The 25089-nt window shown below is 71.4% G+C and carries 27 protein-coding genes, 1 pseudogene and 1 riboswitch; of the genes and pseudogenes, 9 read left to right on the forward strand and 19 right to left on the reverse strand.

Annotation, left to right across the window (positions count from 1 at the left end; genetic code table 11):
• Positions 1 to 9 precede the first annotated feature (9 nt).
• The 4 genes from G567_RS0108475 (at position 10) to G567_RS27555 (ending at position 4643) form a co-directional block, all read left to right on the forward strand.
• Positions 10 to 1167: a vWA domain-containing protein gene (locus G567_RS0108475; protein WP_051232582.1), complete on the forward strand. Its 1158-nt coding sequence runs from the start codon at positions 10 to 12 to the stop codon at positions 1165 to 1167.
• A complete protein-coding gene (locus tag G567_RS0108480) occupies positions 1160 to 2275 on the forward strand; it encodes an XdhC family protein (RefSeq protein ID WP_028929654.1) in 1116 nt (371 codons plus the stop codon). Before G567_RS0108475 ends, G567_RS0108480 begins: the two co-directional genes overlap by 8 nt.
• 359 nt (positions 2276 to 2634) lie before the next feature.
• A complete protein-coding gene (locus G567_RS36835) occupies positions 2635 to 4050 on the forward strand; it encodes an iron-containing alcohol dehydrogenase (protein ID WP_307724171.1) in 1416 nt (471 codons plus the stop codon).
• Positions 4051 to 4142: 92 nt separating this feature from the next.
• Positions 4143 to 4643: a MarR family winged helix-turn-helix transcriptional regulator gene (locus G567_RS27555; RefSeq protein ID WP_161631680.1), complete on the forward strand. Its 501-nt coding sequence runs from the start codon at positions 4143 to 4145 to the stop codon at positions 4641 to 4643.
• A gap of 128 nt (positions 4644 to 4771) precedes the next feature.
• Here the strand turns inward: G567_RS27555 and thiG are convergent, their stop codons facing one another.
• The 3 genes from thiG to thiO all read right to left on the reverse strand — a co-directional run bounded on the left by thiG (position 4772) and on the right by thiO (position 6886).
• A complete protein-coding gene (gene thiG / locus G567_RS0108495) occupies positions 4772 to 5545 on the reverse strand; it encodes a thiazole synthase (RefSeq protein ID WP_281169653.1) in 774 nt (257 codons plus the stop codon).
• 2 nt (positions 5546 to 5547) lie between these two features.
• Complete coding sequence (gene thiS, locus G567_RS0108500) at positions 5548 to 5748, reverse strand: sulfur carrier protein ThiS (RefSeq protein ID WP_028929657.1); 201 nt, start codon at positions 5746 to 5748, stop codon at positions 5548 to 5550.
• Positions 5726 to 6886, reverse strand: coding sequence for a glycine oxidase ThiO (gene thiO / locus G567_RS0108505; RefSeq protein ID WP_028929658.1), 1161 nt, complete (start codon positions 6884 to 6886; stop codon positions 5726 to 5728). The genes thiS and thiO overlap by 23 nt, the downstream gene beginning before the upstream one ends.
• Positions 6883 to 6990, reverse strand: a riboswitch (TPP riboswitch). (Overlaps the previous gene by 4 nt.)
• 31 nt (positions 6991 to 7021) lie before the next feature.
• Here thiO and thiE point away from each other — a divergent pair.
• Positions 7022 to 7690, forward strand: a complete 669-nt coding sequence (thiE, locus tag G567_RS0108510) for a thiamine phosphate synthase (RefSeq protein WP_028929659.1) — start codon at positions 7022 to 7024, stop codon at positions 7688 to 7690.
• Positions 7691 to 7718: 28 nt separating this feature from the next.
• Here thiE and G567_RS0108515 read toward each other — a convergent pair whose 3' ends face one another.
• Both G567_RS0108515 and G567_RS0108520 read right to left on the reverse strand, forming a co-directional pair.
• Positions 7719 to 8618, reverse strand: a complete 900-nt coding sequence (locus tag G567_RS0108515) for a hypothetical protein (RefSeq protein ID WP_028929660.1) — start codon at positions 8616 to 8618, stop codon at positions 7719 to 7721.
• A 123-nt stretch (positions 8619 to 8741) separates the two neighbouring features.
• Positions 8742 to 9437, reverse strand: coding sequence for a DUF3159 domain-containing protein (locus G567_RS0108520; RefSeq protein WP_028929661.1), 696 nt, complete (start codon positions 9435 to 9437; stop codon positions 8742 to 8744).
• Between the two features lie 126 nt (positions 9438 to 9563).
• Here G567_RS0108520 and G567_RS27560 point away from each other — a divergent pair, with 126 nt between their 5' ends.
• Entirely contained in the window at positions 9564 to 10385 is an 822-nt protein-coding gene (locus tag G567_RS27560) for an SGNH/GDSL hydrolase family protein (RefSeq protein WP_037056337.1), read from the forward strand.
• Here the strand turns inward: G567_RS27560 and thpD are convergent.
• The 4 genes from thpD to ectA are packed head-to-tail and all read right to left on the reverse strand — an operon-like array spanning position 10366 to position 13526.
• Positions 10366 to 11274, reverse strand: a complete 909-nt coding sequence (thpD, locus tag G567_RS0108530; protein WP_028929662.1) for an ectoine hydroxylase — start codon at positions 11272 to 11274, stop codon at positions 10366 to 10368. The genes G567_RS27560 and thpD overlap by 20 nt on opposite strands.
• Positions 11274 to 11729, reverse strand: a complete 456-nt coding sequence (locus tag G567_RS0108535) for an ectoine synthase (protein WP_028929663.1) — start codon at positions 11727 to 11729, stop codon at positions 11274 to 11276. The genes thpD and G567_RS0108535 overlap by 1 nt, the downstream gene beginning before the upstream one ends.
• A gap of 7 nt (positions 11730 to 11736) precedes the next feature.
• Positions 11737 to 12993, reverse strand: a complete 1257-nt coding sequence (ectB, locus tag G567_RS0108540) for a diaminobutyrate--2-oxoglutarate transaminase (protein ID WP_028929664.1) — start codon at positions 12991 to 12993, stop codon at positions 11737 to 11739.
• Positions 12990 to 13526 (reverse strand): diaminobutyrate acetyltransferase, encoded by a 537-nt coding sequence (gene ectA / locus G567_RS0108545; RefSeq protein ID WP_084795969.1) that lies wholly within the window; start codon positions 13524 to 13526, stop codon positions 12990 to 12992. The genes ectB and ectA overlap by 4 nt, the downstream gene beginning before the upstream one ends.
• A gap of 298 nt (positions 13527 to 13824) precedes the next feature.
• On the opposite strand from ectA, the gene G567_RS32960 reads away from it, so the two are divergent.
• Together G567_RS32960 and G567_RS0108555 are read left to right on the forward strand one after the other, a co-directional pair.
• Entirely contained in the window at positions 13825 to 14367 is a 543-nt protein-coding gene (locus tag G567_RS32960) for a PspC domain-containing protein (RefSeq protein ID WP_084795970.1), read from the forward strand.
• 75 nt (positions 14368 to 14442) lie between these two features.
• On the forward strand, positions 14443 to 15168 hold the full coding sequence (locus G567_RS0108555) for a hypothetical protein (protein ID WP_037056338.1): 726 nt from the start codon (positions 14443 to 14445) through the stop codon (positions 15166 to 15168).
• Positions 15169 to 15234: 66 nt separating this feature from the next.
• On the opposite strand, the gene G567_RS0108560 is transcribed toward G567_RS0108555, so the two are convergent.
• The 9 genes and pseudogenes from G567_RS0108560 to G567_RS34045 form a co-directional block, all read right to left on the reverse strand.
• Entirely contained in the window at positions 15235 to 16380 is a 1146-nt protein-coding gene (locus tag G567_RS0108560; protein WP_028929667.1) for an RNA polymerase sigma factor, read from the reverse strand.
• A 26-nt stretch (positions 16381 to 16406) separates the two neighbouring features.
• A complete protein-coding gene (locus G567_RS0108565; protein ID WP_028929668.1) occupies positions 16407 to 16814 on the reverse strand; it encodes a YciI family protein in 408 nt (135 codons plus the stop codon).
• Positions 16815 to 17067: 253 nt separating this feature from the next.
• Positions 17068 to 17451 carry a Tn3 family transposase gene (locus tag G567_RS27570; RefSeq protein WP_037056339.1) on the reverse strand — a complete coding sequence of 128 codons (384 nt, stop codon included), beginning with the start codon at positions 17449 to 17451 and terminating at the stop codon, positions 17068 to 17070.
• A 41-nt stretch (positions 17452 to 17492) separates the two neighbouring features.
• A pseudogene (locus tag G567_RS0108575) lies at positions 17493 to 18179 on the reverse strand (DUF4389 domain-containing protein); the annotation flags it as partial.
• A gap of 75 nt (positions 18180 to 18254) precedes the next feature.
• The gene (locus G567_RS35430) at positions 18255 to 19778 is read right to left on the reverse strand and encodes an FAD-dependent monooxygenase (protein WP_028929670.1); all 1524 of its coding nucleotides are present in this window, start codon (positions 19776 to 19778) and stop codon (positions 18255 to 18257) included.
• Positions 19775 to 20332: a hypothetical protein gene (locus G567_RS0108585; protein WP_028929671.1), complete on the reverse strand. Its 558-nt coding sequence runs from the start codon at positions 20330 to 20332 to the stop codon at positions 19775 to 19777. Before G567_RS0108585 ends, G567_RS35430 begins: the two co-directional genes overlap by 4 nt.
• Before the next feature lie 177 nt (positions 20333 to 20509).
• On the reverse strand, positions 20510 to 21283 hold the full coding sequence (locus G567_RS0108590) for a 2-keto-4-pentenoate hydratase (protein ID WP_028929672.1): 774 nt from the start codon (positions 21281 to 21283) through the stop codon (positions 20510 to 20512).
• Positions 21283 to 22083, reverse strand: a complete 801-nt coding sequence (locus tag G567_RS0108595; RefSeq protein ID WP_245585585.1) for a 2-keto-4-pentenoate hydratase — start codon at positions 22081 to 22083, stop codon at positions 21283 to 21285. Before G567_RS0108595 ends, G567_RS0108590 begins: the two co-directional genes overlap by 1 nt.
• An 84-nt stretch (positions 22084 to 22167) precedes the next feature.
• Positions 22168 to 22311: a hypothetical protein gene (locus G567_RS34045; protein WP_154667131.1), complete on the reverse strand. Its 144-nt coding sequence runs from the start codon at positions 22309 to 22311 to the stop codon at positions 22168 to 22170.
• 234 nt (positions 22312 to 22545) lie between these two features.
• Here G567_RS34045 and G567_RS27575 point away from each other — a divergent pair, with 234 nt between their 5' ends.
• Entirely contained in the window at positions 22546 to 23349 is an 804-nt protein-coding gene (locus G567_RS27575; protein WP_211223870.1) for an IclR family transcriptional regulator, read from the forward strand.
• Between the two features lie 11 nt (positions 23350 to 23360).
• On the opposite strand, the gene G567_RS0108610 is transcribed toward G567_RS27575, so the two are convergent.
• On the reverse strand, positions 23361 to 25088 hold the full coding sequence (locus G567_RS0108610) for a PHA/PHB synthase family protein (RefSeq protein WP_211223871.1): 1728 nt from the start codon (positions 25086 to 25088) through the stop codon (positions 23361 to 23363).
• Position 25089 lies beyond the last annotated feature (1 nt).

Raw genomic sequence — 25089 nt, forward strand, 5'->3', positions numbered from 1 at the left:
CAGGCCGGCGTGGCACCCACCGTCCCGGTCACCGGCGTCGCAGGCGATACCCCCGGCCAGGACCCGATCCCCGGCCTGGTCGGGTTCGCCGCTGTGCTCCGGCACGCCGGGCTGCCGATCACGACCGACCGGGTCTCGGCGTTCCTGTCCGCGCTGGACTGTCTCGATGTCACCAGCAGACAGCAGACGTACTGGGCGGGCCGGCTGACGCTGTGTTCGGACCCGGACGACATCCCGCGCTACGACGCGGCGTTCGACGCCTGGTTCACCCCGCCCGGCCGCAACCGGACGCCGGTCCGGAACGAGCGCCCGCCACCGCCGCCCAAGCTCGCGTCGCTGATGCCCACCAACGGCCGCGAGGGCGGCGACGAGCAGACCGAGCACGGTCCCGAGATCCGGGCCACGGCCAGCGGCACCGAGGTGCTGCGCCACCGCGATCTCGGCGAGCTGTCCCCGGCCGAGCGGGAGCATCTGCGCAGGCTGCTGGCGTTGCTGCGACCCGAGCCGCCCACGAGGACCTCGCGACGGAGACGGCCGCGCCGGCACGGCGAGGCCGATCCCGGCCGTACCCTGCGCGCCGCGCTGCGCAACCAGGGCGAGCTGCGCGAGCTGCGCCGCCGGGACCGTTCGCGACGGCCGCGTAGACTGGTGCTGCTCATCGATGTGTCCGGGTCGATGGAGCCGTATGCGGACGCGTTGCTGCGGTTCGCTCACGTCGTCGTCCGGCGGTCGCCCGGTGCGGTCGAGGCGTTCACCCTCGGCACCCGGCTGACCCGGGTGACCCGCGAGCTGCGTCTGCGCGATCCCGAGCGGGCGCTGCGCGCCGCGGGCCGGGCAATACCTGACTGGTCGGGCGGCACCCGTCTGGGTGAGGCGCTGCGCGCGTTCCTGGACCGCTGGGGGCAGCGCGGGGCGGCCCGCCGGGCCGTCGTGGTCATCTTCTCCGACGGCTGGGAGCGCGGCGAACCCGATCTCCTCGGCCAGCAGATGCAGCGGCTGCGCCGGTTGGCGTACCGGCTGATCTGGGTCAACCCGCACGCCGGGAAGGAGGGCTACGCCCCGGTACAGGGCGGAATAGTTGCGGTATTGCCGTACTTGGACCAATTGTTGGCCGGGCACAGTTTGGCCACGCTGGAAAAGCTGCTCAAGGTGGTGCGCGATGCGTGACGTGATGGACCAGCTCGAGGGCTGGTGGAAGAACGGCGAGCCGGCGGCGCTGGCGACGGTGGTCAACACGTTCCGCTCCGCTCCGCGCCAGCCCGGCGCCTCGATGCTCGTCGGGCCGGGCGGGGAAGCGGTCGGGAGCGTGTCGGGCGGCTGCGTCGAGGGCGCGGTCTACGAACTCGGCGGGCAGGTACTCACCGACGGCCGTCCGGTGCTGCAGCGCTACGGCGTGTCCGACGACGACGCGTTCGCCGTCGGGCTGACCTGCGGCGGCATTCTCGACATCTTCGTGGAGAAGGTCTCCCCCACCACCTTCGCCCAGCTCGACCAGGTCACCGAGGCCGTCCGCCAGGAGTCGCCGGTGGCGGTCGCCACCGTGGTGGCCGGTCCGGCGGAGCGGCTGGGCACGCGGTTGATCGTCTGGCCGGACCGGGTTGCCGGAGGGACCGGTTCGGCCCGGCTCGACGACGCCATCCGCGACGACACCCGTGGGCTGCTCGACGCGGGCCGCAACGCGATGCTGCACTACGGCGTCGAGGGCCAGCGCCGCGGCGAGGGCCTCGACGTGTTCGTCGAGTCGTTCGCCCCGCCGCCCCGCATGATCGTGTTCGGTGCGATCGACTTCGCCGCCGCGGTGGCCAAGATGGGCACCTTCCTCGGTTATCGGGTCACGGTGTGCGACGCCCGTCCGGTGTTCGCCACGGCCAGCCGCTTCCCCAGCGCGAACGAGGTCGTCGTCGAATGGCCGCACCGCTACCTGCAGGCCGAGGCCGAGGCGGGGCGGATCGACCGGCGGACGGTGATCACCGTGCTGACCCACGACCCGAAGTTCGACGTGCCGGTGCTGGAGATCGCGCTGCGGCTGCCCGAGGTCGGCTACATCGGGGCGATGGGCTCGCGGCGCACCCACGAGGACCGTCTCGCCCGGCTGCGCGAGGCCGGGCTGACCGAGGCGGAGCTGGCCCGAATGTCCAGCCCGATCGGGCTCGACCTCGGTGCCCGCACCCCCGAGGAGACCGCGGTCTCGATCGCCGCCGAGATGATCGCCCTGCACTGGGGTGGCGAGGGAGTCCGGCTGGCCGAACGCGACGGACCGATCCACGCGAGCTGACCCTCCGAAAGGACAGGCGGATCCGTCCCTTCGGAGGGCGGGTCCGCCGCAACCGGTCGGCGGCTGGGGTTCGCCCCGCACCGTCGAGGAGGCCAGCATGTCGTCACCCGAGCACTGTTCGGTGCGGGGACGGGCCAGCCGGTGAACGGGCGTCGGGTGCCGTGGGCGCGTGCGGGAACCTATCCGCGTCACATCTCCTCTTGTGATCTCTTCGTCACGCACGGTCCGCTTCCCCGAGCGCGGCCCAGGCTCTACCACCTGCGGCGGCCGTTCATCGTCACCGACCCCGGGTTGTTCGAGGCCGGCTGGCCCGCGGAACTGCTGCGGCACGTCCGCCAGGCCGGGCTGATGCCGCAGTTGTGGCTCGACGTCACCCCAATCCCAAGGACCACGAGATCGAGGACGGCTACCAGCGCTACGCCGCCGAAGGCTGCGATGTCGCGCTGGGCATCGGCGGCGGATCGGTGATCGACGCGGCCAAGGGCGCGGCGCTGCTCGCGGCCGACGGCGGGCGGATCCATGACTACGAGGGCATCGACAAGATGGCCGGCCCGGACCCGCCGATGGTCATGATGCCCTCGACGTCGGGTACCGGGGCTGACGTCTCGCAGTTCTGCATCGTCACCGACACCGTGCGGCTCACCAAGATCACGATCATGGGCCGGGTCCTCGTCCCGGATGTGTCGGTCATCGACCCGCGACTGCTGCTCACGATGCCGGAGTGGCTCAACGCCGCACCGCCTCGACGCCCGCAGCGCCTCGGCGATGGTGCGGTCGTTTTCGGGCGGCGTCCCAGAACGGACGACGGTGAAGTTCCATGTCGGGAACCTGATGCGCAGGATGATGGGCTCCCGGCGCGCCGAGGCCGTCTACGCCGCGACGAAACCGGGGCTGCTCTAGCCGGTGCCGCCCGCCCAGCCGACCCGAAAGCGACAATCGGCATCAGTAGTGTCGTCGCGGTGATGGAACGGACACGTCGGGCGGCCCTGTCGATCGTCGAGCACCCGGCGTTCCAGCCCGCGGTGATCGCCGTGATCGTGCTCAACGCGATCACCCTGGGGCTGGAGACCTCCGGGACCATCGCCGCTGCGGCCGGCGGGTTGCTGCGGTTCGTGGACCACGCGACGCTGGCGATCTTCATCCTCGACATCGGCCTGCGACTTGCGGCCTACGGGCGCCGGTTCTGCCGCGATCCGTGGAACGTGTTCGACTTCGTCGTCGTCGCCATCGCGCTGGTCCCGGCGTCGGGCCCGTTCGCGGTGCTGCGCTCCCTGCGGGTGTTGCGCGCCCTGCGATTGGTCTCGGCCGTACCGAGCATGCGCCGGGTGATCGGCGGGTTGTTCGCCGCAGTGCCGGGGATGCTGTCGATCACCGCCCTGCTCGCGCTGGTCCTCTACGTGGCGGGGGTGATGGGGACCTCGCTGTTCGGGACGGTGTCACCGACGCATTTCGGCGACCTCGGTTCCACCCTGTTCACGCTGTTCCAGACGATGACCGGCGAGAGCTGGCCGGATATCGCGCGCGAGGTGATGGAGGTCGTCCCGCTCGCCTGGATCTTCTTCGTGGTCTACATCCTGATCTCCTCGTTCATGGTGTTGAACCTGTTCATCGCGGTCGTCGTCAGCGCGATGGAGAGTCAGATCATGGCCGAGGCCAGGGCCGAGGAGGCCGAGCACGCCGCCGAGGAGCAGATCGCCAACCGGGAGATCCTCGCCGAGCTGCGCGAGCTGCGGGCCGAGCTGGCTGCCCTGCGCGGCAACGTTCCGACCAGCTGACCCCCGCCAGGTGAGCGGCGCAAGCGTCGATCAATGACGCTTGCGCCGCTCACCTGGAGCCCTGGACGGGCGACTGGATTATGGTCGGCGGCATGGATCCGGTCCGGCAGACCGCGGATACGACGCCGCCCGATCCCGGCACGTCCGACCACGACGCGCAGGTGGAACGACTTGCCCAGCAGCTGAGCCTCCTGCTGCGCCGAGCGCGCCGGATGATGCGCGAGGCCGCGGGCCGGATCCACCCCGAGATCGACGCCGGCGTCTACGCCGTCCTGCTGGTGATCGCGCAGTCCGGACCGTTGCGGATGGTCGAGCTCGCCGAGGAGCTCGGCCTCGACAAGTCGACGATGAGCCGCCAGGTCTGGGCCCTGCTGCGGCTCGGCCTCGTCGAGCGCAGGCCCGATCCGGCGGACGGCCGCGCGTTCCTGTTGGAGCTGAGCCCGGCGGGCCGGGAGCGGTTCGCCGAGGTCAGCGAGTGCCGGCGACGCAGCTGGCGGGAGAAGCTGGCGCACTGGTCGACGGCCGAGATCGCCGATCTCGCCGACGGGCTGGAGCGGCTGGGCGCCGAGCAGCCGGACCCCGACAGCCGCTGAGCCCGCCCTCTCAGCCCGCCTCCCAGCACGTTATGGAGCCATGACGCGGTCCGGGGCTCGGCACCCTGCGCGTTATGGAGCCACAATGTCGTTCGGGGCCCAGCCGTTGGAGCCCGGGGCGTAGGCCGTCAGGGGCCGGGATCCGGGTCCGGGGAGGACGCCGTGGCCCAGTACCGCCGCGGGATCCGGCCTGCCCCGTGCGCCGCGCGCCCCGCCTCGACCGCCAGGCGCATGGCGTGGGCCATCCGTTCCGGGTCCCCCGCCCTGGTGACCGCGGTGGCGAGCAGCACGGCGTCGCAGCCCAGCTCCATCGCCTGGGCGGCCTCGGAGGCCGTGCCGATACCCGCATCGAGGACCACCGGCACCCGGGTCTGTTCGACGATCATGGCGATGTTGTGCGGATTGCGGATGCCCAGCCCGGTTCCGATCGGCGAGCCCAGCGGCATCACCGCCGCACATCCGGCGCCTTCTAGTTTGCGCGCCAGCACCGGGTCGTCGTTGGTATAGGGCAGCACGGTGAACCCGTCGTCGACGAGCTGCTCGGCGGCGTCGAGGAGCTCGATCGGGTCCGGCAGCAGGGTGCGCTCGTCCGCGATGACCTCGAGCTTGACCAGATCCGTCTCCAGCGCCTCGCGGGCGAGCCGGGCGGTGAACACGGCCTCGGCGGCGGTCCGGCAGCCTGCGGTGTTGGGCAGCACCTCGATGCCGAGCCTGCGCAGCAGGTCGAGCACTCCGGTCCCGCTCGCCGCATCGATGCGGCGCATCGCAACGGTGGTCAGCGCGGTCCCCGACGCCAGCAGGGCGCGCTCGAGGATCTCCAGGTTCCCCGCACCCCCGGTGCCCATGATCAACCGTGAGGCGATCTTGTGTCCGCCCAGGACCAGTGGATCGTCGGTCGGCATCGTCATCCTCCCTGCACCGCCGTCAGCACCTCGATACGCGCCGCGGCGGCCAGCCGCGCGGACGCCCAGTCGGCCCGCGGTATCACCTCGCCGTCCACCGCGACGGCCACCCCTGTGCGCGGTGCGCCTAGCGCATCGAGCGCGTCGAGCACGCTCGCGCCGACGGCCAGCTCATGACGCTCACCGTTGATCCACACGTGCACCCGGACTCTCCTCTCCGTGGGTGAAACGGGCTGGGTCGGCGGCCCGGACCGGTTCCGGGACCGGCTCGTCACGCAGCAACGCCGCCACCGCATCCGCCGTGATCGGGCTCAGCAGGATGCCGTTGCGGTGATGCCCGGTGGCCACGAGCAAGCCGTCCGGACCGAGGGCCCCGATCACCGGCAGGTTGTCCGGGCTGCCGGGACGCAGCCCCGCGGCCACCTCGAGCAGGGCGTATTCAGCCACCCCCGGCAGCACCCGCTCGGCGTCGCGCAACAGGTCGCGGACCCCGCCGACGGTCACCGTTGTATCGAAGCCCTGCTCGGCCTGGGTCGCGCCGACGACGAGCCCGTCACCGTCGCGCGGGACCGCGTACATCGGTCTGCCGTCGACCAGCGCACGCACCGTGCGTCGCGGCGCCGGGAACGCCCCTGGCCGCCGGGCCAGCCGCAGGATCTCCCCCTTGACCGGCCGGACCAGGCCGGTCAGAGCGGGATGCAGGGCGGCGGAGTGGGCGCCCGCGCAGACCAGCACCACGTCGGCGGCGATGTCGGGGCCCTCGGCGCAGCGCACCCCGGTGACCCGCCCGGCCTCCGTCGCGACCCCGTCGGCCGAGCGCGCGTCGAACTCGATCCCGGTCTTCTCCGCGGCCGTGACCAGCGCGGCCAGCAGCATCCGGTTGTCGACGGCGAGATCGTCGGGCACCGAAAGCCCCGCCCGCACATCCGGACCGATCGCGGGCTCCAGCCTGCGCAGCGCGCGCCCGGTGAGCGATTCGACGGACCGCTCCAGCCTGGCCAGGTGCGCGGCGAGCGCGTCGAGCTCGTCGCGGTCGCCGCTCCCCGTCGCCGCGACGACCGTCCCGTCGGCGCGCAGCCCGACCGGCTGCCCCGCGGCCTCGGCGACCGCGGCCGCGAACGCGGGCCAGCGCGCCACCGACTCGACACCGAGGGCGAGCAGATCCTCCTCGCCGGGCCAGGCCTCGGTCACCGGGGCCAGCATGCCGCCCGCGACCCAGGATGCGCCCGACCTCGGCGCCGGATCGACCACCGTGACCGTCCAGCCGTCGGCCGCGGCCCGCCAGGCGCAGCTCAGCCCGATCACGCCGCCACCGATGACGGCCAACCGTTCACTACTCATCGTCACCATCCGCTCCCTGCGCCGGCATGACCCGGATCAGGTTCGACGGTCGGGACGGCTCCCCGTCCCCTCTCAGCCCACAGCGGGCTCCCGTGCGTCACCTCCGATCGACTCTACGCCGTAAGGTCTTGGGGCGTGCCCGGACTGGACGGTGATTCCCGGCGCGCCCGGCTTGCCGACGCGCGCCTGTACCTGTGCACCGATGCCCGACGCCGACAGGGCGATCTCGCCGAGTTCGCCGAGGAGGCCCTGGCGGGCGGGGTGGACATCCTGCAACTGCGCGACAAGGGCCCGGACGGCCCGCTCGAGGCGCGCGCGGAGCTCGCGGCGCTGGAGGTGCTGGCGGAGGCGTGCGCGCGGCACGGCGCGCTGCTGGCGGTCAACGACCGCGCGGACGTCGCGCTCGCCGCGGGCGCCGACGTGCTGCACCTCGGTCAGGAAGACCTTCCGGTGGCCTGGGCGCGGCGGGTGGTGGGTGACGAGGTGGTGGTCGGGCGGTCGGCACACAGCGGCGAACAGACCGCCGCGGCGGCGCGGGAGCCCGACGTCGACTACTTCTGCTCCGGGCCGTGCTGGCCCACGCCGACGAAGCCGGGCCGGGCCGCACCCGGCCTCGACCTGATCCGCACGGTCGCCGACCGCCGGCCCGACCGGCCGTGGTTCGCCATCGGGGGCATCGATCGCGACCGCCTCGACGAGGTGCTGGCCGCGGGGGCCGGCCGGATCGTGGTGGTACGGGCGATCACGGAGGCCGAGGACCCGCGCGCCGCGGCCGCCGCGCTGGCGGACCGGCTGCGGTCCTGAGCCGTCCGCGCGACGGCCGCGAGACGGCTCAGCCGCCGGAGGGCGCCGACGCCCCGGCGGTCGGGGCCACACGCTCGCGGGTGGGCTGCGGCGCCTCGGACCCGGTTGTCTCGGGGCGGCGCTGGAAGTTCTCCGAGCCGGTCGCGCCCGGCTCGCGGGAGGGTGCCGGCACCCGGGAGGCGGTGGGAGAGGTCGGCGGCTCGCTCGAGGCCGGAGCCTCGGTCGTCTCGCTGCTACCGGTGATCCCGGAATCGGATCCGGGATCCGCGCCGCGGTCGGTGTCCGCGGCCGCCGAGCGGTCCAGCACCCGGCCGACCGACGTTCCGGCGTCACCCCCGGAGATCGGCGAGCCCTTCGCCCATTCGATGCCGGTGACCACCAGCAGGCCCAGCACGAAGATCACCACGGTGACACCGGACAGCACCAGGACCCGGCGCGGATTCAGCCTGCGGGCGGACGTCGGCGGTGCGCTGTGCTGGGTGGGTTGCCCCGACGCGTGCTGGGACACCGGGCGCAGCACTCCGCCCGGTCCGGTGCGCTGCAGCGGGATGGTGATCTGTTTGGAAAGATCGATTGCCTTCGTGGGCGCATCGCGCTTGACATCGACGGTCCGGCCGCTGGGCAGCTTGATCCGTGCCTTGACCTCGTCGCGGGTGCGGTCCAGCGAACGCTGGTAGATCGTCGAGCCGACGGTGATGATGACCGAGCCGAGCGCCGCTCCCGCCACCGTTCCCGACACGCCGAAGAATGAGCCGAACAACGCGGAGGTGGCTGCGGCGCCGGCCCCCGCGACCACCTTGTTGATCGAGAGGTCGAGGCCCTTCTTCGGAGCCTCCTCCGGTTCGGGGGCGTCGGACTCGGGCGGGCGAACCGGCTGGGGCGCAGGACGCGGAGACTGCTGCCGGGGCGGGAACTCCTGATGGCGCATGGCTCCTGTTCACGATCACGTCGGGGCGTGTACTCATCGCGTCAACGTGGGCGCGCGCCGGATCGACGCCTGTTGATCACCCAAGTTGAGCAACGTCACTCGAACGTGGCGGAGCCGCCGATACTAGCGCGAGATCCGTGGTGGTTCAGGAACCCGAGGGTGTCGCAGCCCCGGATGATCACCGGGCAGGGTCCGTCGGATCACCCGCCAGGACACCCCGATGCACGCGATGATGAGCGGCCAGGTGAACGCGAGGCGGGCCACCCCGAGTGCCACGACGGCGTCCGCGAAGTACAGCGGCAGGAAGACTGCCAGCCGCAGCAGGTACTGGCCGACCCAGAACCAGCTGGCCCGCTGGTAGCCGCGCATGAGGTCCGGATCCCGCCGCCAGCGCGTCCGCTGGCCGAGCACGAGGCCCACGACGACCCCGAGCAGCGGCCAGCGCACGACGATCGACACCGCCCAGGTCAGCGCGCTCGCCGCGTTCGCCAGGAGCTGAATCAGGAAGAAGTCGACGGCCCGGCCGGTGTAGAGCGCGACCAGCACGGCCACCACCACGCCGAGCAGCCCGACCAGCACGCTCCGGGGCCGGTTGCCCGTCGCGAGCCGCGCCACGGCGACGACCAGCGCCACCAGCACGGCCGCCGCGCCACCCCAGACGACCTGGGAGGATCCGCCGAGCCAGCCGGCGGCCAGCCAACCGGTCACGAACGCGACCACCGGTGCGGTGGCATCCACCGCACCGCGGCGGCCACCCAGGACCTCGCGCAGGGTCGGCTCCGCCCGCTGGACGGTCGAGGGACGGTCTGACGGGCTCACATGCTAAGAGTGCCTCATGGCTTCCGTTCGACCTCGGGGGCTGGCGGGCTCCGGGCACGCTGGGTGATCCTGGGAGATCACCGTCGGGACGGGCGGGTGACGTCGACGTGAACGAGGGAGGCGGTCGTGCGCGCCAGAAACAGTTACGTTGCCATCGGCGACAGCTTCACCGAGGGGCTCGACGACTGCCGTCCCGACGGGTCGCCGCGCGGCTGGGCCGACCGCGTCGCCGAGCGGCTGGCCGTCGGCCGTCCCGGTTTCGCCTACGCCAACCTCGCGGTCCGCGGGAAGATGCTCGACCGGGTCGTCGCCGACCAGATCCCGGTCGCCGAGCAGTTGCGACCCGATCTGATCACCTTCTGCGCCGGCGGCAACGACATCATCGGGTTCCAGTGTGATACCGACGACCTCGCCGCCCGTTTCGACGCCGCGCTGGCCCGGCTCGTCGCGACCGGCGCCGAGGTGCTCATCTTCACCGGCTTCGACCTCCGCAAGATGCATCTGCTGCTGCGTCGCCTGCGCGGGCGCGTGGCGTGTTTCAACGAGCTGATGCGCGCCAGCGCCGAGCGCCACGGCTGCCGGGTCGTCGACCTGTGGGCCATGGACGTGCTCGCCGATCCCCGCGCCTGGAGCCATGACCGGCTGCATCTGAACCCGGAGGCCCACGAGCGCGTCGCCCTGCGGGTGCTGGAGGTTCTCGGCGAGCCGGTGCCCGCGGACTGGCGCACCCCGTGGCCCGCGATCGAGCAGATGCCGTGGCGGGCGCGCCAGCTCGCGGACCTGCGCTGGGTCCGGGAACACGTCATGCCGTATGTGCACCGGCGGCTGCGCGGCGCCCACACCGGCGAGGGCTACCTGCCCAAACGCCCCGAGCTCGCGCCTCTGCTGCCGCTGGACGGCTCCCCGCGGTCCGTTCGCGGGACCGGGTTCACCCCGGCACAGGGGTGAAGTCGCGGGCCGCGATGAACCCCGGACGCGGTTTGGGCGCGTAGTACGGCTCGACGAGTGCGTTCTCCACGCTGTTGTACACGAGGAAGATGTTCGACCGCGGATAGGGCGTGATGTTGTCGCTCGAACCGTGCATGCAGTTGGAGTCGAACAGCGTCGCCGACCCGGCGGACCCGGTCAGCATGGCGATGCTGTGGCGGTCGGCCAGCATCGTCAGGCTCTCCGGGTCGGGGGTGCCGATCTCCTGCTCGCGCAGCGACTCCCGGTAATGGTCCTCCGGGGTCTCCCCGACGCACGAAACGAACGTCTTGTGCGAGCCCGGCATGATCATCAGACAGCCGTTGTAGGGGTAGTTGTCGGTCAGCGAGATCGAGATGCTCACCGCGCGCGGGAGCGGCATGCCGTCCTCCGCGTGCCAGGTCTCGAAGTCCGAGTGCCAGTAGAAGCCGCCCCCGCCGAACCCGGGCTTGTAGTTCACCCGGCTCTGGTGGATGTAGACGTCCGACCCGAGGATCTGCCGGGCCCGCCCGGCGACGCGCTTGTCGGCGGCGAGCGCGCCGATGACCTCGCTGATCTTGTGCACCTCGAAGATCGAACGGACCTCGTCGGAGGTCTTCTCGATGACGGCGCGGTCGTCGACGCGGATCGCCGGATCGGTGGCGAGCCGGTGCAGCTCGGCCACGTACCGCCCGACCTCCTCCGGCGTGAGCAGCTGCGGCACCGTCACGAATCCGTCCCGCTCGTGCGCGGCGAGATCCTGCGCGTCCAGCGGGCCCGCGCCCGCGGGGTCACCCCAGACGGCGGGCTCGGTACGTTCGATGAGCGTCGGGGTAGCCGACACGCGGGTCTGGTACCGGTCGCTCGTCTTGCTGCCGACGACGGCCGTCATCAGGAGGCCTCCTTCTCGGTTTCCGCTCCCGTAATGCTCTCGGTCATCTCGGGTTCGAGGTCAGTCTGGCTCAGCGTGATCAGCGGGTACACCCCGTTCTCGTCGTGCACCTCACGCCCGGTCACCGGCGGATTGAACACGCAGATGGTCCGCAGCTGGGTGCGCGGCCGCAGCTGGTGGTGTTCGTTCCCGTCGAGCACGTAGATCGAACCCGGCCCGAGCTCGTAGGTGACGTCGTTGTCCTTGTCGTAGAGCTCGCCCTCGCCCTCCACGATGAAGACGGCCTCGATGTGGTTGGCGTACCAGAAGTCGTTGACCGAGCCGGCGTCGAGCACCGTCTCGTGCACCGAGAAACCCACCCCATCGCCGGCCAGCACGATCCGTTTGCTACGCCAGTTCGGCGTCTTGACGTCGCGCTCGGTGTCGGTGATCTCCGCAAGCGTCCGGACGATCATCTCGTGGTCACGCTCCCGTCGCGACGCAGTGAACGGCGTCGGTCACGATCGCCAGCCCCTCGTCCAGCTCGTCCTCGGTCATCGTCAGTGGTGGCATCAGCTTCATCACCTCGTCGCAGGGCCCGGCGGTCTCCATCAGCAGCCCGCGTTCGAACGCCGCGGTGCAGGCCTTTCCGGCCAGCTCGGCCTGTCCGAAGGCGAGCCCGCGCGCCAGCCCCCGGCCCTTGGGGGTCAGCTCGAGCGGGGAGGCCGCCTCGGCCAGCCGGCTCAGGTGCTCCTCGATTCGCTCGCCCTTGGCGATGGTTCCCTTCTCCAGCATGTCGTCGGTCCAGTACTCCCGCAGTGCCGCCGTGGCGGTCACGAACGCCGGGTTGTTGCCGCGGAAGGTCCCGTTGTGCTCGCCCGGGTCCCACTCGTCGTGCTCGCGCTTCATCAGCACGAGCGCCATCGGCAGCCCGTAACCCGAGATCGACTTCGAGAGGCAGACGATATCGGGTTGGATGTCCGCGAACTCGAAGGAGAAGAACGGGCCGGTGCGGCCGATACCCATCTGCACGTCGTCGACGATCAGCAGGATGCCGTGCCGCTTGCACAGCTCCGCAAGGCCGTGCAGCCACTCGGCACGCGCGGGGTTGACCCCGCCCTCACCCTGCACCGTCTCGACGATCACCGCGGCGGGGTCGTTGAGACTCGATCCCTGGTCGTCGAGCACACGTTCGAACCACAGGAAGTCGGGCACCGTGCCGTCGAAGTAGTTGTCATAGGGCATCGGCGTGGCGTGCACCAGCGGGACGCCCGCCCCGCCGCGTTTCATCGAGTTGCCCGTCACCGAGAGCGCACCGAGCGTCATCCCGTGGAACGCGTTGGTGAAGTTGATGACGGCTTCCCGGCCGGTGATCTTCCGGGCCAGCTTCAGCGCGGACTCCACGGCGTTGGCCCCGGTCGGCCCGGGGAACTGCACCTTGTAGTCCAGGCCACGCGGTTCCAGGACGACCTCGCGGAAGGTCTGCAGGAACTCGGCCTTGGCCGTGGTGTGGATGTCCAGGCCGTGCGTGACGCCGTCGCGTTGCAGATAGTCGATCAGGGGTTTCTTCAGGGCCGGCGGGTTGTGTCCATAGTTGAGTGTCCCGGCGCCGGCGAAGAAATCCAGGTAGGAGTTGCCGTCGACATCGGTCAACCGGCTGCCGATGGCGGTGTCGAATACCACCGGCCAGCTTCGGCAGTAGCTTCGGACCTCGGACTCCAGCTCGTCGAAGATGGTCATTTATTTCCACTTCCTCGTACTATCGGGCCGATCCTGTGGAGAATCTCGGCTTGATGATCTCCGCCCAGCAGCGGGCGTCCGAACAATTCTGACCGGACAATTCCGGCGCGCCGCCGCTCGGCGAATGCGGTGAACAGTCGCACGGACGCTTCGTTGTCCGGCGTGATCGTGGTCTCCAGGTGATCGACACCGTCCACCCGGTCGAACAACGCGTCGAGCATGCGGAGTGCGATTCCGTGGCCGCGGGCGGCCGCGGACACCGCCACCTGCCAGATGAACAGGGTGTTGGGTTCGGCAGGCCGCCGGTAGCCGGTCACGAAGCCGACGGCGGCGCCGTGCCGCCGGGCGAGCACCGACGTGTGGGCATGGTCCCGACACCACAGCAGATAGGCGTACCGGGAGTTGACATCGAGCACCTGCGATTCGGTCGCCAGCCGCCACAATTCAACGCCGTCTTCGACGGCAGGCGGGACGATCGATACATCGGAGTGCGGACATGGTTGATATTCAGTTGTGGCCTGGGGAGCGACCATGTTGACCGAACATAACAGGCGCGCCGGACAGCCGCACCATTCTTGACGGCTCGACCAGGAGAAACGTCCCAGTATTGTGACGTGTCACACATCGATGTTTGAAGAATAGCAAGAACGGGAATCCAGAACGTTTTTTGTTTTCCGCGTGGCGCGGATACGGGGCCCGGAATGCGGCGGCGGGACCGCGACCGGCCTCGATGAAATCTCCGGAGATCCGTCGGCGCGACCGGCACAGGACCCGGTGGGCGAGGGCCTTCGGCCTCTGGACCGGCGCGGCGCGCCGGGGCAGGGTCGAGCGATGACGACGAACCGACCAGATCGACATGAGGGAAGAGTCCTGCGCAGCGGGCGGGACCGGGTGCTCGGCGGCGTCTGCGCGGGAATCGCGCGCTCCATCGGGGTCGATCCGCTGCTGGTGCGCCTCGCCGCGGTGCTGCTGGCGATCGTGTCCGCCGGGACGGCCGCGCCGGCCTACCTCGTCGCGTGGGTGCTCATCCCGGCGGCGACCGACGAGCCGGAGCCGGACATCGAGCGCGGCCCCGCACCACCCGCCGCGGACACTGACGTGCGGGCGACCTGGAACGCCGTCGGCGGCGAGCTGCGGACGCTCGCGGACGAACTGCGTCGGCCCCGGCCGGACGAGACCCGGACCGGGCAACCGGCGTCCGAGTCGGCCCGCCCGCCCCTGCAGGCCGCGGACCAGGCGATGACCGCGTTCGGCGACCGGCTGCGGTCCCCGCAGGTGCAGGCCTCGGCGCGGCGCGCCACGGCGAACCTCTCGACCGCGCTGGGCGCCAGCATGCGCGCGCTCGACAGCCGGTCGCGGCGCAACGGCGACTGACCCCGGAGGCGGGGCAGGCCACTCTCGGCCGAGACCGCATAGGCGCGTAGGCGGTGAACAGGAACGTCTGAATCAGTGGTGACTCCGCTGACCGTCGACCTCAACTCCGTCATCGGCCTCATCAGCCGAAAGCGGCAGGTCGCGAGGCCGCCCCGGTACACGACCTGGCGCTGGACCGCGGCGAAGGAGTCGATCGCGACCCTCGCCACGCTGGAGCCCATAACCCTCGGACCGGGCCACGGACGCCCGCTCACCACCGGTACGGCCTCCGCGCTGCGCGACTTCGCGAGCCGCCTGGGCAACGGTCGTGGCCGATCCCAGGGCAGGGCCGCCGAGGCCCGCTACTACTTCGGAGTCGCCCCCGATCCGTCCCTCGACGAGCTCCGCGACATCGCCCTTGCATGGCCGGTCGAGGTACGAGGCGCAGAGGCGGCAGACACCCGCATCCACTCGGTGCGCCTGCCCAGCTTCGTGGTCACCACCGAGGTCGTATTCGGCGGACCGGACGAGCGCCTGACCATGCGCCGCGACCCGAGGCTGAGCCCCGGACCCTACGTCCCGGCACGCTGCTCACGGTACGTCGGTGGTCGAGGCGGCAGGCGTGCGCCCGGGGACTGGACTCACCGCCGTTCGACGAACCCACCCCGGTCGATAGCCGGCGACGTCGAACCCCCTGGCGCCAGTTCCAAGCAAGTCAGGACTGTTGCAGTATGGAACGGCATCCGGACACTCGGCGAGCAGCGACTCCCGGTCGGGGTGCACACGAGTTCGGACAGCCGTGCAGCCGACTTCGGACATTGACATCAGTGGCTGGCCGGCGGGAGTGCCGGTGGGGGTTCGTCTTGCGGGAGTGGTTGACCAACAGACTCACCCACGCAGTGCTTGACTGATCCGCGCTGCCTGCCGGCTGAGGTGGTGACGTTCGGCGAGGTTGGGTGCGGACCGGGCGGCGTCGGCATACAACCGTGCCGCGGTCAGAAGGTCGCCCGCCTTCTCGTGAAGGTACGCCGAGGCGGCGGTGTGGCGAGGCAGGCCAGGGTCCACCGTGGCCAAGGCCGCGAGGCCGGCCACCGGGCCATCGGCCTCGCCGATCGCGATGGCCCGGTTGAGCTGCACGACCGGGCTCTCGGTGAGCCGGAGCAGCTCGTCGTACCAGCCGACGATCTGCACCCAGTCGGTCTCCTCGGCGCGCGGCGCGTCGGCGTGCAGGGCGGCGATAGCGGCCTGTGCTTGGAACTCACCGAGTCGGTCGCGACCCAGCGCTGTCTGCAGGATCGCAACGCCCTCGGCGATGAGCGAGGTGTCCCAGCGGGAGCGATCCTGCTCGGCCAGGGGGACCAGGCTGCCGTCGCGCCGGGCCCGCGCCGGTCGCCGAGCGTGGTGCAGCAGCATCAACGCCAGCAGCCCCGCGGTCTCCTCGTCATCGGTCATCGACGCCAACTGCCGGGTGAGCCGGATCGCCTCGGCCGCCAGGTCGACGTCGCCGGTGTAGCCCTCGTTGAAGACCAGGTAGAGCACCCGTAGCACCGTCGCCAGGTCGCCTGGCTCCTTGAACCGCACGTCACCGACCGTGCGTTTGGCCCGGCTGATCCGCCGCGCCATTGTCGCCTCCGGCACGAGGTAGGCCTGGGCGATCTGCCGGGTGGTCAAGCCACCGACGGCGCGCAGCGTGAGGGCCACCGCGGACGCCGGGGTCAGCGACGGATGGGCGCACAGGAAGAAGAGCTGCAACGTATCGTCTGCGGTCTCGGTCGGTCCGGGCGGCGGCTCGGCCTCGACCCGCTGCTCCCGGTCGCGGCGCGAGACCTCGGAGCGGCGGGCGTCGAGGAACTTGCGCCAGGCAACCGTGACCAGCCAGCCCTTCGGGTCGGCGGGCTGCCGGTCCGGCCAGGTCAGCGCGGCCTGGATGAGTGCTTCCTGCACGGCGTCCTCGGCCGTCGCGAAGTCAACTCCGCGCTGCACGAGGACGCCGATCACCGCGGGAGTCAGCTCCCGCAGCAGCAGTTCGTCCATCACCTGATCTGCCTTGGCCGGTCCGGTCACTCGGTGACCGTCGGCGGTGCGCTCAGGAACGGGCGCACCTCGAGCCACTCGTGGATCGGCTTGCCGCCGGCTCCGGGGGCTGCCGACAACTCGCCGGCGAGCGCGAGCGCGCGCTCATAGGTGTCGACGTCGATCACCATCCAGCCGGCGATCAGATCCTTGGTCTCCGCGAAGGGCCCGTCGGTGACCGGCGGTCGGCCCTCCCCGTCGTAGCGGACGAACGTGCCCTCGGGCGAGAGCGCCTGGCCGTCGACGTACTCACCGGTGCTCTCGAGCCGGGCGGCGAAGTCGGCCATGAACTGCAGGTGGTCTTCGACCTCCTCCGGGGTCCATTGGTCCATCGGGACGGCGTTCACGGCCTCGGGGGCGCCGCGGTAGTGCTTGAGAAGCAGGTACTTCGTCATGCTGGGCCTCCTTGGTGCGGTGCGGCCACGGTGGCCGCATCTGGCCCTGGGACGGGGCCGCCGGGCCGGTCTCGACATCCTCGCCACATCTTTTTCGAGAATCTCCTGACGCAGCACGGTCCGAGCCACACATCGATCTCCCTTGCGGGGCGGTGAGGTCGAGGCGGGTGTTCATGTCGAGTCGGAACCGGCCGTAGGGGTCCACCACCTGCAGCCCGCCATGGACCTCCCGGCGCAGCTCGGGCCTGGCGAGCTAGTCACAGGCGAAGATCGTGCGCACCGCGCGCCCGAGCTCTTCGAGCGCGGCGTAGGTGGGGTGTTTGGGGCCACCACGGGTGAACCGGCGCAGGACCTGCTCGGACTCGGCTGTGCCGAGCCTGAGCGCGGTGGCGTAGCGGATCATTTGGTCGTACTGCTGGGCGATCAGGTCCCAGCGGAGCGGGCGGGTCAGCACCGGCCCGAGCGTGGCGTGACGTTGCTGCTCGTCGGGCCGGTAGAGTCGGATTGACCCGATGGTCTTCAGCCTCGGCAGCAGCCGGAACCCGAGCAGCTCGGTGAAGGCGAACCCGACCACGCTGGCGCCGTGGGTGTCGACGTAGTTGGTGTCGATCCCCGGGCTGGCCGGCTGACCGGTCACCGGGGTGTCGCCGCGGCTCGGGCGGAGTCCTGCTGCGGGACCGGAGGAGGCACCGGCTGCGGCTCGGCGCCGCCCTGGTCCAGCCGGAAGGGCGGGTAGCGATCGGTCATCAGCGCGGCGTAGGCCAGGACGCGCAGCGCCCAGCGGTCCATCCCCAGCACGAGATCGAAGATCCCGCGGGGATAGCGCGCGGTGAACAGCAACACCACCCCGGCAAAGAGGACGAGCAGCCCGACGAGGCCGCTGCCGACGCTGATGACGGTCTCGCCGTATCGGTAGGCGAGCGTCCCCGCGCCGCCGACGAAGAACCCCACGACGATGTAGTGGGGCACCGCGAGTAGCCACCACTTGACCAGCGCCAGACCGCGGGACAGTTGCTCGGGATAGGCGATGGCCAGCCGCGCTGGATAGTCCGGCACCTCGGCCAGGGTGAACGGCGGGTAGCGGTCGGTGCCCAGCGCGCCGTAGCCGTAGTAGTGGACGCGCCAGGACCAGCGCAGCACGCCGAGATTGAACTCGAACAGCCCGCGCGGATAGCGACCGGTGATCAGGATCGCGAACCAGGCGATCACGGTCAGCACCCAGAAGGCGAACCACAGGAACGCCAGCACCACCAGATGCGGCAGCAGCAGCAGCCACTTGATCAGCCACAGCCCTCGGGAAAGGTCGGGTTCGAGCCGGCCCTCGAGCCGGACCGGATCAGTCCGATACGCCCATGTATCAGTCATCCGGCGAGGGTGCGCGTCCCTGCCCGCCCGTGGTAGGGACCGAAGACCCTCGACGGCCCATCGAACGACGCCGGCTCAGCCGCCACCGGCTCCGATGCGGGCGAGCCAGCCGCTCAGCCCGGCGTCGTCGGCCTCGCCGGTGCACAGCCCGACGTATCCGTCCGGGCGGACGGCGAGCAGCCCGCGCCCCGGCATGTTCGTCAGCCGGTGCACGTGCAGCCGTGGGCCGCCGACCCGTGGCGGCGCGGCGTCGCGGTGCAGCAGGATGTGCACGCCGGGGCGGGCGGTCAGCTCGTGCAGCCGCGTCCGGCGGCCCTCGCAGCTCACAGCGGCGTCCGGAAGCCGGTCGCCGGCCCGGGGCCCGCCGCGCGGCGGCGGTGTCCCGGTCACCGACAGCGCGCTGCGCGGGTAGCCGACGCGCAGCCCGGACAGCACCCGGACGGCCTCGGCGATGAGCCTGCGGCGGCGCAGGACCGTCGGCAGCAACCCGGCCGCGCCCGGGGCGAGCCGGCCGCGCAGGAACACCGCCACCGGGTTGGTGGCGGCCTCGGCCCAGAACACCAGGTGGGTGAGTGCCAGCACCTGCCGGGCCACCGGCCGCCGCTCGTGGCCGTAGGAGTCGAGCAGCGCCTCGGGCCGAATGCTGTCCGCCGCGTACGCCAGCTTCCAGCCGAGGTTGGCCGCGTCCTGGATGCCGGTGTTCATGCCCTGCGCGGCCGCCGGGGAGTGGGTGTGCGCGGCGTCCCCGGCGAGGAACACCGCGCCTCGGCGGTACCGGTCGGCCAGCCGATGCGCCACCCGCACTCGGCTCGACCAGGCCAGCTCGGTGATCGAACCGTCGAGCCCCGCCTCGTCCAGCAGCCGTTGCAGCTCGGTGACCGGGACGCGAGGATCTGCCGTCTCGGCCCGGGCGGGCCGGGTGGCCAGCAGCCGCCACGTCGCCCGCTCCCCGATCGCGAAGACGAACAGCAGCCCGTGCCCTCCGGCCACGACATGCACCACGTCCGGCGTGAGGTCGGCGGCGAGCTCGACATCGGCCAGCACGATCTCCTCCCGGTAGGGTGCGCCCCGCCAGCCGATGCCGGTGGCGGAGCGCACGGTGCTGCCCGCGCCGTCGCAGCCCGCGACGAATCGGCAGACCGTCTCGGTCACACCCGCGGCCGAACGCAGCGTCACCACCGGCCCGTCGGCGCTGTCGCGGAGCCCGAGGAGCTCGATGCCGTGCTCGACGATGACGTCCCGCTCGGCGAGCGCGGCCCCCAGCACGGCCTCGACGTCGGCCTGGCGCAGCAGCGACAGATGGGGATAGGCGGTGTCCGGGATGGCCAGGTCGGCGAGCCGGACATCGACCACCCGGGAACCGAGATGCAGCTGCGCCCGCGGGGCGCGGTCGGCCCGCGCGAGCAGCGCGTCCACCACCCCGAGCGGGCGGAGCACCTCCAGCGTGCGGGGATGGACCACCAGCGCCCGCGACGGCCGGAAGGTCTCGGGCCGCCGCTCCACGATCCGCACCCGCGCCCCGTGGGCGTGGGCCTGCAGGGCCAGGGCCAGGCCGGCCGGGCCCGCTCCGACCACCAACACGTCCGGGCGAGCGGTCATGTCATGGCGACGAGCCGCGACCAGCCCGGCGCCGCCGGGCCAGCGATGGCCTGCGGGTCGTCGAGCAGATCGGCACGCCGCAGGCCCGGCACAACCGTGTACCGGATCGAGCCCGGCACGCTCACCAGCGCCAGTACCCGCCACAGCGCCCGCACGTAGGCTACGGCCGCGCCGGGCCCGTCCCACTCGTACAGGCCGCGGTAGTCACCGTGGTCGTCGTGGGCCAGCCACAGTTTCGAGACGAAGCCGGCGAAGCCGACGAACAGCGGCGTGTTGAACAGGCTCTCCCGGCGGAACGCCGCGTGCCCCCGGCCGCGGATGCCCCGCAGCCGGAACGACACCACCAGCACGCACGGCTCCACCGTCTCGCCCCGGTCGACGACGGTCTCCCGATAGACCACCGCGGACGTCCCGTCGGCGAACCGGAGCCGTCTGCCCACATACCGGGCGGGCAGGTGAACGCGGCGCCGGGCCAGCAACACCGCGGTGGCCACGACGCACCGGACCAGCGCCCGCAGCGCGGTACCCACCGGCGCGGGTGCCTGTGTCGCCATGGTTGCCCTCCCAGGCCCGGTGAGCTCCACCTCCGGCGCCACGACCAAGCTTCCCATTGATATCGCGTTCGAGGCTGCCGGGGCACGACGGATCACGGCAGGGACTTCCAGCCTTCGATCCGCGAGTCGGAGGACCGGACCGGGCCGTCGCGTCAGCGGCCAGCGACGGTGCAGGCCCTACGCGCCGCGAACCTCGATCGCGCCGAGGCCGTCGAACTCGAACGTGACGCTCCCGGCGGCGACCACCGGGACCGGGGCGGTCACCCCGCCGGAGAAGACGAACTGCCCCGCACGCAGCGTCTCCCCTTCGGCCACGAGCTGGTTGGCCAGCCAGGCGACCGACGCCGCGGGATGGCCCATCACGGCCGCGGAGGCCGCGGTCATCGCGACCTCGCCGTCGACCCGGACCACACAGCCGATCAGTCGCAGGTCGGGCAACTCGTCGGGGCGGCGGGCGACCGGGCCGAGGTAGAACGCACCTGCGCTGGCGTTGTCGGCGACGACGTCGGTCAGCGTGAACCTGAAGCCCTCGTAGCGGGAGTCCAGCACGTCGACGGCCCCGAACACGACATCGGTCGCGGCGAGCACGGAGGTCACGGTCGCGGGCGGGGAGACGTCGCGGGCGAGCAGGAACGCGATCTCCGACTCCACCCGGGGATGGATGAATCGGTCGAGGCGCACCGGCTCGTCGTAGGTCGAGATCATGCCGCTGGTCACCCGGCCGTACAGCGGGGCGTCGACGCCCATCGCCTGCTGCTTGTTGCGGCTGGTCAGCCCGAGCTTGTAGCCGACGAGGCGCTCACCTGCGTCGAGCTTTGCCTGCACGAACGCCTTCTGGGCGCGGTAGGCGGTCGCGAGGTCGAACTCGGGGTGCTGGTCGCTGAACTGCGCGATGGCCTTCCGCTCGCGTTCGGCGGCGACGAGATCGTTGGCGATGTCCTGGGCGTCCATCACGCTGCGGAACCCCCGTTCGAGAAGCGCACGGTCACGGCCCCCAGGTGGGCGAACTCGGCCCGGAACACATCGCCGGGGCGCACCGGCTCCATCGCGTGGACGGCCCCGGGCAGCACGACGTCGCCCGCCCGCAGCTCGGCGCCGAAGCTGCCGAGCTTGTTGGCGAGCCACGCCACGCACCGGGCCGGGTTCCCCAGCGCGGCGGCGCCGGCTCCGGTGTGGATCAGCTCCCCGTGCCGCGAGACGGCCACCCCGAGCAGCCGCAGATCGAGCTCCTCGACCCGGCGCATCCGCCCACCGAGCACCAGGAGGCCCGAGGACGCGTTGTCCGCCACCGTGTCGACCAGCTTGATCTTCCAGTCCGCGACCCGGCTGTCGACGATCTCCACCGCGGGCAGCGCCCCGGCGATCGCGGTGAGCGCGTTGGCGGCGGTGACACCAGGGCCCGCGAGATCGCGCTCCATGACGAACGCGAGCTCGGCCTCCACCCGGGGCTGGACGAGCCGCGCTATCGGGATCAGGTCGCCGTCCTCGACCACCATCGCGTCGGTGAGCACGCCGAAGTCTGGTTCGTCGACCCCGAGCATCGCCTGCATGGGCCGCGAGGTCAGACCCACCTTGCGGCCGACCACCCGCTGGCCCGCCGCGGTACGGCGTTCGATGTTGATGGTCTGGATCGCGTACGCGTCCTGGATGTCCAGGTCGGGGTGGCGGTCGGTCAGCGGCGCAACGGGCGTCGCGGTCTGGTCGGCCGTCCAGAGCTCGTCGGCCAGGTCGCGATGCAGGGCGGGTTGCACCACAGCAGGTTCACCGCCACCCGTGGGACGGGGCAACGGCCCCGCAGGGCGCTTCCGCGCAGTGAGAAATGGGGCGCGTCCGAGCTACCGCATCCGGCCGGGCGCGCTGCGCGGCGCCGCGAGATCGATCGGTACGGCGCCCGGAGGGAGCGGCGCCTCCAGGACGGCGCGGGGCAACGCGGTGGCGGGACGGTGAGCGTGGTCGATCAGCCGCACGTCGAGCTTCATCGAGTGAAGGATCCTCCATCGGGTGGCATCCAGCCGCGAACCCGAGCGCCACGCCAGGATCTCCGGAACGGATACGCCCATATGGTGTTTTGGATGGATGTCCGTGGGTAACACACTGCCGCGGCTTCTCGGTTGCGTTTACCTTGACGTGACCCAGTATCCGGGTGAGTGCCGGTCGTCACGCACCCGGCTGATGGTCACAGGGGGTGTGCCGTGGCGGGAAACTCAACCGAGGTGGGGCGATCGGTCACCAGCAAGATCACCTCAATTCTTCTGACCTTCACCGAGGGCAGCGAGCATTCGCTCACCGAGATCGCCAGGCTCGCCAACCTCCCCATATCCACCGCTCACCGGCTCACGTCGGAGCTGGCCTCCTGGCGCCTGCTCGAACGGACCGAGGACGGTCTGTACCGGGCCGGGCTTCCGCTGCGCACCATGGGGGCGGCCGACGCCTGCCCGCCCAGCCTTCAGGAGCGCGCGCCCTGTGTGGTCGACGACCTCTCGGCCGCCACCCGCTGCCGCGCGCGCCTCGGCGTGCTTCAGGAGCTGGAGGTGGCCTATATCGAGAAGCGGCCGGGGCCGCACCCGGTCTCGGCGTTCATGCCCGCCGCGACGCTGCCCGCGCACCCGACCGCCGTCGGCCGCGCGCTGCTGGCGTTCTCTCCCCCGAGCACGGTCGAGATGGTGATCCTCCGTGGCCTGCGCCCCTACACCCCGCACACGGTGACCTCACCCGACCGGTTCCGCCGCGCGCTGGCGGTCACGCGGCTGACACACGTCGCGGTCACCCGATGGGAGCTCGAGGTGGGTACGTCGGGGGCGGCGATGCCGGTATTTGGGCCGGGCGGTGAGGTCGTTGCCGCCATCGAGCTCTCGATCCGTGGCCTCGCCCATGAGCTGCAGCCGGTGATGGCAGCGCTATCCATCGCGGCGCGCAGCCTCTCGCGCGAGCTCGCCGGTGAAGCGCGCCCGGCCCAGCCCTACCGCCCGCGACACCCCTTGATGACCGTCCCCGAGTCCGCGGCCCCGACCGGCTGAGGCCCGGCCGGTCAGCTCCGGACGTAGTCGCCGGGGCCGTCGCCGAGCACGGGGAAGCGCGTGCTACCCATCGACGGTGGCTCTCGCAGCGGGCCCGCGTTGGCCTCCTGCCAGCGCGCCCAGTCCTCCCACCAGGACCCTCGACGCCGCTGCGCGACGCCGTGCCAGGCCGCCGCGGTGGCCGGCAGGGCCGATTCGGACTCCGCGACCATGTGCCAGGCCTTCGGCCCCGGCGGGTTGACGACCCCGGCGATATGTCCGCCGCTGCTCAGCACGTACCGAACGGGCCCGCTGACCAGCCCGACGGTCTTGTACGCCGACTGCCACGGCACGATGTGGTCGTTGATCGCACTGACGACATAGGTCGGATGCTTGATCATGCTCAGGTCGATCCGCTTCCCCCCGATCTCCAGGGCGCCCGCGGCGAGATTGTTCTCCAGATAGAAGTTCCGCAGGTAGAACGTGTACATCGCGGCCGGCATCCGGGTGCTGTCGGCGTTCCACGCCAGGATGTCGAACGCGGGCGGGTCCTGGCCCATCAGCCAGTTCGACACCACGTAGTTGAAGATCAGGTCGTTGGCGCGCAACACGTCGAACGTCCCGGCCATCGACTTGCCCTTCAGCACGCCCTCGCGGCGCAGCTGCTTCTCCAGCCGCTCCACCGTGCGCACGTCCGTGAACGCGCCGAGCTCGCCCGGATCGGAGTAGTCGAGCATCGTGTTGAGCAGGGTCAGCGTGCCGATCCGTCCGTCATCCGGCTGAGCCAGATACGCCGCGGTGACCGCGGTGAGCGCCCCACCGAGACACAGCCCGACGATGTCGACGGTCTCGGCGCCGGTGATCTGCTGGATGACATCCAGCGCCGTCTGTGGGCCGTGCACCAGATAGTCGTCCATCGTGGTACCCGCCATTTCCTTCGACGGGTTCCGGTAGCTGATCACGAAGACCGTGCGGCCGTGCTTCACCGCCCATTCGATGAGGCTGCGGCCCGGCGAAAGGTCCAGGATGTAGTACTTGTTGATCCACGGCGGGCTGAACAGCAGCGGAACCGCATGCACCTGCTCGGTCTGCGGCTCGTACTGCAGCAGCTCCATCAGCTCGTTGCGGTAGACGACCTTTGCCGGCGTCACGGCGAGGTTGCCGCCGACCTCGAACGCGCTGGTGTCGACCTGGCGGGGCCGTCCCTCGTTGCGGAACAGGTCGTCGACGAAGTTCCGGGCGCCTTTGGCCACGCTGACCCCGCCGGTGTCGAACGCGCGCTTGAGCGCGGCCGGGTTGGCCACCAGAAAGTTCGTCGGGGCCAGTGCGTCGAGGGCAAGATCCAGCGCGAGCGCGGCCTTGCGGGCGGTCTCGGCCTCCAGCGCCGCCGACCCGACCACGTCGCGGGCGAAGCGGCACGCCGCGAGGTAGGCGAGCTGGATCGAGTAGAACGCCGGGTTCACGTTCCACGCCGGATCGGCGAAGCGACGGTCCTTCGGGTCGGGAGGCACCGGCGGTTCCATCTCCCGCCCGAGCCAGTGCGTGGCGGTGACCAACGGGATCCTGGCGAGATCGCCCGCGAGGCGGAACGCCGCCAGCGTCGGTTTCACCGGATTGGACAGGCTCGCCCGTGCCGCCCGCGCCAGCGCCGCGCCGAACCCGGCCGCGTCCAGGTTCTCGAACAGGTCGGTCTCGGGTCCCAGCACGCTCGCCGCGCGCTCGGCCACCTCGCGTGACGACTCGAAGTGCTCGTTGACCACG

The organism is Pseudonocardia asaccharolytica DSM 44247 = NBRC 16224 (assembly GCF_000423625.1).
GTDB lineage: Bacteria > Actinomycetota > Actinomycetes > Mycobacteriales > Pseudonocardiaceae > Pseudonocardia > Pseudonocardia asaccharolytica.

What these genes read in the sequence shown, in the direction of transcription:
- thpD (WP_028929662.1), bottom strand. Translation starts at nt 11,274, where the DNA reads ATGACGGCCGTCGTCGGCAGCAAGACGAGCGACCGGTACCAGACCCGC.
- G567_RS0108565 (WP_028929668.1), bottom strand. Translation starts at nt 16,814, where the DNA reads ATGACGAAGTACCTGCTTCTCAAGCACTACCGCGGCGCCCCCGAGGCC.
- G567_RS27555 (WP_161631680.1), top strand. Translation starts at nt 4,143, where the DNA reads ATGGATCCGGTCCGGCAGACCGCGGATACGACGCCGCCCGATCCCGGC.
- ectB (WP_028929664.1), bottom strand. Translation starts at nt 12,993, where the DNA reads ATGACCATCTTCGACGAGCTGGAGTCCGAGGTCCGAAGCTACTGCCGA.
- G567_RS0108515 (WP_028929660.1), bottom strand. Translation starts at nt 8,618, where the DNA reads ATGCGCCATCAGGAGTTCCCGCCCCGGCAGCAGTCTCCGCGTCCTGCG.
- thiG (WP_281169653.1), bottom strand. Translation starts at nt 5,545, where the DNA reads ATGCCGACCGACGATCCACTGGTCCTGGGCGGACACAAGATCGCCTCA.
- ectA (WP_084795969.1), bottom strand. Translation starts at nt 13,526, where the DNA reads ATGGTCGCTCCCCAGGCCACAACTGAATATCAACCATGTCCGCACTCC.
- G567_RS0108480 (WP_028929654.1), top strand. Translation starts at nt 1,160, where the DNA reads ATGCGTGACGTGATGGACCAGCTCGAGGGCTGGTGGAAGAACGGCGAG.
- G567_RS0108535 (WP_028929663.1), bottom strand. Translation starts at nt 11,729, where the DNA reads ATGATCGTCCGGACGCTTGCGGAGATCACCGACACCGAGCGCGACGTC.
- G567_RS35430 (WP_028929670.1), bottom strand. Translation starts at nt 19,778, where the DNA reads ATGACCGCTCGCCCGGACGTGTTGGTGGTCGGAGCGGGCCCGGCCGGC.
- G567_RS0108590 (WP_028929672.1), bottom strand. Translation starts at nt 21,283, where the DNA reads ATGGACGCCCAGGACATCGCCAACGATCTCGTCGCCGCCGAACGCGAG.
- G567_RS0108560 (WP_028929667.1), bottom strand. Translation starts at nt 16,380, where the DNA reads ATGGACGAACTGCTGCTGCGGGAGCTGACTCCCGCGGTGATCGGCGTC.
- G567_RS32960 (WP_084795970.1), top strand. Translation starts at nt 13,825, where the DNA reads ATGACGACGAACCGACCAGATCGACATGAGGGAAGAGTCCTGCGCAGC.
- G567_RS0108585 (WP_028929671.1), bottom strand. Translation starts at nt 20,332, where the DNA reads ATGGCGACACAGGCACCCGCGCCGGTGGGTACCGCGCTGCGGGCGCTG.
- thiO (WP_028929658.1), bottom strand. Translation starts at nt 6,886, where the DNA reads ATGAGTAGTGAACGGTTGGCCGTCATCGGTGGCGGCGTGATCGGGCTG.
- G567_RS34045 (WP_154667131.1), bottom strand. Translation starts at nt 22,311, where the DNA reads ATGAAGCTCGACGTGCGGCTGATCGACCACGCTCACCGTCCCGCCACC.